This window comes from uncultured Methylibium sp. (genome assembly GCF_902826655.1).
Taxonomy (GTDB): domain Bacteria; phylum Pseudomonadota; class Gammaproteobacteria; order Burkholderiales; family Burkholderiaceae_C; genus Methylibium.
On record NZ_CADEFR010000022.1, the window covers coordinates 48,982 to 55,055 of the forward strand.

Annotated in this window: 10 protein-coding genes; 5 read left to right on the forward strand and 5 right to left on the reverse strand. The window is 71.7% G+C overall.

Annotated elements, in window-relative coordinates; all coding sequences use genetic code 11:
* Window positions 1–12: 12 nt before the first annotated feature.
* Window positions 13–978, reverse strand: a complete 966-nt coding sequence (locus tag QZV97_RS11195) for a LysR family transcriptional regulator (RefSeq protein ID WP_295641905.1) — start codon at window positions 976–978, stop codon at window positions 13–15.
* Window positions 979–1,075: 97 nt separating this feature from the next.
* On the opposite strand from QZV97_RS11195, the gene QZV97_RS11200 reads away from it, so the two are divergent.
* Together QZV97_RS11200 and QZV97_RS11205 are read left to right on the forward strand one after the other, a co-directional pair.
* Complete coding sequence (locus QZV97_RS11200; RefSeq protein ID WP_295641908.1) at window positions 1,076–1,333, forward strand: hypothetical protein; 258 nt, start codon at window positions 1,076–1,078, stop codon at window positions 1,331–1,333.
* A gap of 4 nt (window positions 1,334–1,337) precedes the next feature.
* Window positions 1,338–1,610 carry a DUF2917 domain-containing protein gene (locus tag QZV97_RS11205; RefSeq protein ID WP_295641910.1) on the forward strand — a complete coding sequence of 91 codons (273 nt, stop codon included), beginning with the start codon at window positions 1,338–1,340 and terminating at the stop codon, window positions 1,608–1,610.
* A 10-nt stretch (window positions 1,611–1,620) separates the two neighbouring features.
* Here QZV97_RS11205 and QZV97_RS11210 read toward each other — a convergent pair whose 3' ends face one another.
* Window positions 1,621–2,031, reverse strand: coding sequence for a TfoX/Sxy family protein (locus tag QZV97_RS11210; protein ID WP_295641911.1), 411 nt, complete (start codon window positions 2,029–2,031; stop codon window positions 1,621–1,623).
* 69 nt (window positions 2,032–2,100) lie between these two features.
* Here QZV97_RS11210 and QZV97_RS11215 point away from each other — a divergent pair, with 69 nt between their 5' ends.
* From QZV97_RS11215 to QZV97_RS11225, 3 genes are read left to right on the forward strand one after another with little or no spacing between them, the layout of a single operon-like run.
* Window positions 2,101–2,715 (forward strand): 5-formyltetrahydrofolate cyclo-ligase, encoded by a 615-nt coding sequence (locus tag QZV97_RS11215; RefSeq protein ID WP_295641913.1) that lies wholly within the window; start codon window positions 2,101–2,103, stop codon window positions 2,713–2,715.
* 15 nt (window positions 2,716–2,730) lie between these two features.
* Window positions 2,731–3,561 carry a polyphosphate kinase 2 family protein gene (locus QZV97_RS11220; RefSeq protein WP_295641914.1) on the forward strand — a complete coding sequence of 277 codons (831 nt, stop codon included), beginning with the start codon at window positions 2,731–2,733 and terminating at the stop codon, window positions 3,559–3,561.
* A 20-nt stretch (window positions 3,562–3,581) separates the two neighbouring features.
* A complete protein-coding gene (locus tag QZV97_RS11225; protein ID WP_295641915.1) occupies window positions 3,582–4,022 on the forward strand; it encodes a hypothetical protein in 441 nt (146 codons plus the stop codon).
* Here QZV97_RS11225 and metF read toward each other — a convergent pair.
* From metF to QZV97_RS11240, 3 genes are all read right to left on the reverse strand, one after another.
* A complete protein-coding gene (metF, locus tag QZV97_RS11230; protein WP_295641916.1) occupies window positions 4,019–4,870 on the reverse strand; it encodes a methylenetetrahydrofolate reductase [NAD(P)H] in 852 nt (283 codons plus the stop codon). The two genes, QZV97_RS11225 and metF, sit on opposite strands and share 4 nt — an antisense overlap.
* A gap of 19 nt (window positions 4,871–4,889) precedes the next feature.
* Window positions 4,890–5,645 carry a TlyA family RNA methyltransferase gene (locus tag QZV97_RS11235; RefSeq protein WP_295641917.1) on the reverse strand — a complete coding sequence of 252 codons (756 nt, stop codon included), beginning with the start codon at window positions 5,643–5,645 and terminating at the stop codon, window positions 4,890–4,892.
* A 5-nt stretch (window positions 5,646–5,650) separates the two neighbouring features.
* Window positions 5,651–6,074 (reverse strand): adenosylhomocysteinase (locus tag QZV97_RS11240; protein ID WP_295641918.1); only part of this gene is annotated, 424 nt, incomplete at its 5' end.

Below are 6,074 nucleotides of genomic sequence, written 5' to 3' on the forward strand. Positions count from 1 at the left end.
TGCCGCTGCGGCTCAGCCTGGGTCGGCCTCGCCGATCGCGGCGCGCGTCAGCGCCGACTGCGCCTTGATCCACTCGGCCAGCCTCTGGACCTCGACGCGTTCGCCGCCGAGCGTCGGCACGATCAGCCAGTAGGCATAGGGGCTGCGGATGCGGCAGCCGGGCCCGAAGGGCTCGACCAGTTCGCCGCGTTCCAGCATCTCGCTGACCAGCGCCAGTCGCGCCAGCGCCACCCCCTGGCCGGCCAGCGCGGCCTGCACCTGCTGGTAGGTGAAGTTCAGGTAGATCCAGCGACGCGGCGCCAGCGTCGGCAGGCCGTGGCGTTCCAGCCAGTGCGGCCAGCGCAGCTGGCGGGCGTAGGGCCGCGGATCGTCCTCCTCCAGCAGCGTGTGGCCGGCCAGGTCGGCCATCGTCGACAGCGGCGGCGCCACGCCGGCCGCGGCCTGCTCCATGAGGCGCGGGCTCGCCACCGGCGTCAGCATCTCGCCGAACAGCCGCAGGGCGCCGTCGGGCGCGCTGGATTCGGGGCAGTGGCGGATCACGATCTCGATGTCCGGATCGTCCAGGTCGACGAGGCGGTCGCTGGCGTCGATGCGGATGTCGAGCTCGGGCTGGTCGCGCTGCCAGGCCTCGATGCGCGGCAGCAGCCACATCGACGCCATCGAGGCGAAGGTGCTGACGTTGACGCCTCGCCGGCTGCGCGCGCGGCGCAGCTGGCGCACCGTGGTGTCCAGCCGGTCGAGCGCCGGCGCGACCGCGGCCATCAGCGAGGTGCCCGCGGCCGTCAGCGCGACATGGCGGGTGCCGCGCGTGAAGAGCGGCGCCCCGAGTTCCTCTTCCAGGGCCTGGATCTGCCGGCTGATCGCCGACTGGGTCAGGTAGAGCTCCTCGGCGGCCGCCCGGAAGCTGAGCCGGCGCGCCACCGCCTCGAAGGCGCGGATCGGACCGACGGACAGCGGGCGTTGGCGGGTCTGATTCATGATCTATGTGCATCAGTGTGTCGGCGCGATCTCATTGGATTGTCTGCTCGTTATTGCCGATGATATCCACCAGAAACAGAAATCCAAGGAGCCGGAAATGAACACGATGGTGATGCGCATATCGCAACTATCCAGGAAGCGCGCCCGGTCCCGGGTCCCGACCTGGCGCCCTGCCGTGCCCCGGCTGCAGCGCCTGCTGGCGGCCACGCTGGCGGGCGGCGTCGCGGCCCTGCTGACGGTGCTGATCCACGTCGGCGACAGCGCCGCCTCCACCTTGTCGCCGGGCTGCCCGGTGCCCACCGATTCCCAGGCCTCGAGCTGCCCCGTGCCGACGAGTCCGCAACGCCAGGAGTGACGACATGAACACGACGACCCTGCATCGCGATCCCGGCCCGCTGTGGCAACTCGGCCGCGGCCAGACCCTGCAACTGCCGGCCATGCGCGTCGCGCGCTGGCTGCGGCTGCGCGAAGGCAAGCTGTGGGTGACGGCCGACGGCCGCGCCGACGGGCCCACGCCCGAGGACTGGTGGCTGTCGCCCGGCGAGTGCCTGCGCCTGCCGGCCGGCACCTCGGCCCTGGCCGAAGGCTGGGCGCCGGCGAGCTTCGAGCTGCTCGAGGAGCCGCAGGCCTGAGCAAGGCGACTCATCGCCGCCGCGGCTTGGTGGCCGCGGCGGCGGCGGACTTGCGCGGCCGGGCCGCCCGTGCAGCGTGGGCCCGCAGTGCCGCCTCCAGCGCGAGCCGGCCCCAGGGTGCCAGCAGCGACGGCGAGTCGAGCGCTTCGTCGGGCGGCGTCCAGTAGCTCATCGCCGTCACCTTGCGTTCCTGTCCCGCGCGGCGGCTCTCGTAGACGAAAGCCCGTCCGCCGGCCGCCTGCCACCGCGGCAGCGTCTGCGCGTCGGTCTTGAAGTACAGCGTCTCGTCGGCGATCAGCGCGATCATCAGCTCGTCGACGTAGATCCCGTGGCCGCCGAACAGGCGCTTCGCGCGCACGGCGCCCAGCGGCGCCAGCAGCTCGACGCAATGGGCAGCGAACTCGTCGCGGGGGGCGGCCATGGTCGCAGTCTAGGGTGAGCCACCGCCGGGCCGCGCAGGCAGAATCGTGACCCGCTCCAGAGACCCGCGATGACGCTGCCCTACGACCCGCTAGCCCTGCCGCGCGACAAGGCCCAGCTGCGCCGCATGCTGCAGGCCGAGCGCCTGAACCTGGCCGACCGGCAGGATCGCGCCGAGCAACTGCAGGGCGTGCTGCGCGTCTGGCTCACGCGGCGCGACGACACGACCGTCGGCGCCTACTGGCCGATCAAGGGCGAGTTCGACCCGCTGCCGGCGCTGCACCGCTGGACCGAAGGCGCAGGCCACGGCACCGGCGACGGCCCGCCGCGCCGCATCGGCCTGCCGGTGATGAACCGCCAGACCAAACAGCTGCGCTTTCATCAGTGGTACCCGGGCTGCCCGATGGAAGAGGACGCCTACGACATCCCCAAGCCCAAGGGCACCGACATCCTGATGCCGACGCTGCTGCTGGTGCCCTGCGTCGGCTTCGGGCCGGGCGGCGTGCGCCTGGGCTACGGCGGCGGCTTCTACGACCGCACGCTGGCGGCGCTGGAGCCGCGGCCCTTCACGGCCGGCATCGGCTACCGCCACGGCTACATCGACTGGCTCCAGGCCGAGCCGCACGACATCCCGCTCGACGTGATGCTGACCGAGGACGGCCTCGTCTGGTCGCGCGGTGCCTGAAGACGAAGGACCCCCATGGCGAAGAACTCCGCAGCACTCGAGTCCTGGCGCGTCGGCCGCAAGCTGAAGCTCAAGGACCTCGATCCCGGCGCGCGGCCCTTCGCCGGCAGCAGCCGCGAGGCCGACGACGCGCGGCTCGACGAACTGGCGATCGAGATCGACCGCCTGCAGGACCTGCTGTACGCCAACGGCAGCGCCGGTGCGCCGCCCAAGCTGCTGCTGGTGCTGCAGGGCATGGACACTTCGGGCAAGGACGGCACGGCGCGCTCGGTGTTCAGCCGCTGCAGCCCGCTGGGCGTGCGCGTCGCGGCCTTCAAGGCGCCGACCGAAGTCGAGCGCGCGCACGACTTCCTGTGGCGCGTGCACGCGGTCGTGCCGCGCAGCGGCGAGATCGTCGTCTTCAACCGCAGCCACTACGAGGACGTGCTGGTGCCCTTCGTCGAACGCTGGATCGACGCCGCCGAGCGCGACCGCCGGCTCGGCCACATCAATGCCTTCGAGCGCCTGCTGCACGACGGCGGCACGCGCGTGCTCAAGTGCTTCCTGCACATCTCCAAGGCCGAGCAGAAGGAGCGCCTGCAAGCGCGCGTCGACGACCCGGCCAAGCGCTGGAAGTTCAACCTCGGCGACCTGGCGACGCGCGCGAAATGGAAGCAGTACGTCGCGGCCTACGAGACGGCACTCGCCGCGACGTCGACCGCGCACGCGCCCTGGTACGTGATCCCGGCCGACAGCAAGACCAACCGCAACCTGATGATCGCGAGGCTCGTCGCCGAGGTGCTGAAGGGCATGAAGCTCAAGGCCCCGAAGCCGGACTTCGACCCGGCGGCGGTGAAGATCGTCTGACCCGGGCCGGGGCCGGACGCATGCGCCGCGCGTTCGTCGCCGTGCTGGCCGGGGCTCTCGCCGTCGGCGGCGCCCCCGCCCAGGGGCCCGAGACCGCTGCACGGCTCTACGACGTGACGATCGAGACCGGCATGCCCAACCTCGACGAACACCTGCGCTACGCCACGCTCCGCGAGCGCCGCTGCCTGGATCGCGGCGACCTCGGTGGCGCCTTCCCGGCGCTGGCCGACGTCTCGCTGGAGGACTGCCGGCTCGTGCCGGTCGAGCAGGACGGCGAGGGCGCGCGCTACGCACTGCGTTGCAGCGGCGGCCACGGCACCGAGGGCGAGGCGCGCTGGCGCTTCGACGAAGCCGGCCTCGCCGGCACGCTGCGCGTGCGGCTGGGCGGCAAGAACATGACCTTCTACCAGCGCGTCACGGCGCGCGCGGCGGGGGCCTGCCCGGCCGAGGCCGCGCGCTAGCGGCCCAGCCGCCTGCAGACCTCGAGCGCCAGCGCCGACTGGTTCAGCGTGTAGAAGTGGATGGACGGCACGCCGCCGGCGATCAGGCGCTCGCACAGCCTCGTCACGACCTCCAGGCCGAAGGCGCGGATCGACGCGGTGTCGTCCATGTAGCCTTCCATCTTCAATGCGACCCAGCGCGGGATCTCGATGCCGTCGCGCATCGCGAACTGCGCGATGCGCGCGTAGTTGTGGAAGGGCATGATGCCCGGCACGATCGGCACGTCGACGCCCAGCGCGCGCGCCTCGTCGACGAAGTGGAAGTAGGCGTCGGGGTTGTAGAAGAACTGTGTGATCGCCGCGTCGGCACCGGCCTTGATCTTGTTGGCGAAGTGCTCGATGTCGCGCCGGGCGTAGCGCTGCTGCGGGTGGTACTCCGGGTAGGCGGCGACCTCGATGCGCAGCGCCTGGCCTTCCCGCTCGCGCACGAAGCGGATCAGCTCGCTGGCGTAGCGGAACTCGCCCGCGGTCGCGGTGCCGCTCGGCAGGTCGCCGCGCAGCGCCACCAGGCGGCGGATGTTGCGGGCGCGGTAGGTGGCGAGGATCTCGGTGATGCCGGCGCGCGTCGAGCCGATGCACGACAGGTGCGGCGCGGCCTCGAAGCCCAGCGCCGCGATGTCGGCCACGGTCGACAGCGTGCGATCGCGCGTCGAGCCGCCGGCGCCGTAGGTGACGCTGAAGAACTCCGGATCGGTGACGCCCAGGTCCTGCACGACGGTCTTCAGCTTCTCGGCGCCGGCCTCGGTGTTGGGCGGGTAGAACTCGAAGCTGACCGGGACCGGCAGCTTCAGGCGGGGGGCGTCACTCATGTCGAGGCTCCAGGGGCCGTCACCGCGGTGCGGCCCGAACGAAGAATTCACGGTTGCCGTCGCCACCGGCGACGGGGCTGTCGAACCAGTCGATCACGGCCAGGCCCAGCGCGGCGCAGGCCTCGCGCAGCTTGGTCTCGACCTCGGCGTAGGACGCGGCGTGCTTCACCAGCCCGCCCTTGCCGATGTCCTTGGGCTGCAGTTCGAACTGCGGCTTGACCAGCGCGAGCAGCGTGCCGTTCGCGGCCAGCAGCGGCACCAGCGCCGGCAGCACGGTGGTCAGCGGGATGAAGCTCAGGTCCGCGACGACCAGGTCGAAGCCGGCGGCCGGCATCGCCGCCCCGAGCGCCTCGCGCGTCAGCGACCGCGCATTGACGCCTTCGATCGCGGTCACCTGCGCGTGCCCGCGCAGCGACGGGTGCAGCTGGCCGCTGCCGACGTCGACCCCGACGACCCGCGTCGCGCCGCGTGCCAGCAGCACCTCGGTGAACCCGCCGGTGCTCTGGCCGGCATCGAGCGCGGTGCCGCCGGCCACGTCGATGCCGCAGCGTGCCAGCGCGCCGTCGAGCTTGAGCCCGGCGCGCGACACCCAGCGCAGCTCGGCGTCGTCGGTGATCCGCAGCTCGGCGGCGTCGCCCAGGTCCTCGCCGGACTTGCGCAGCACCGCCCAGCCCTGCACCGCGCGACGCTCGACCGCGCCGCGCTCGATCAGGCGCTGGGCGGCCGAGCGCGTGGGTGCCAGGCCCTGCGCGACCAAGACCTGGTCGGCGCGCATCGGGCTCAGTACCTGTAGGTGTCGGCCTTGTAAGGACCGGCCTTGCTGACGCCGATGTAAGCCGCCTGCTCGTCGGTCAGCTCGGTCAGCATGGCGCCGACCTTCTTCAGGTGCAGGCGCGCGACCTTCTCGTCCAGGTGCTTGGGCAGCACGTAGACCTTGCCGGCCTGGTAGTCGGCGCTCTTGGTGAAGAGCTCGATCTGGGCGATGGTCTGGTTGGCGAAGGACGAGCTCATCACGAAGCTCGGGTGGCCGGTGGCGCAGCCCAGGTTCACGAGGCGGCCCTTGGCCAGCAGCGTGATCTTCTTCCCGTCCGGGAACTTGATGTGGTCGACCTGCGGCTTGATCTCGTCCCACTCCAGCTTCTCGAGCGAGGCGACGTCGATCTCGTTGTCGAAGTGGCCGATGTTGCAGACGATGGCCTCGTCC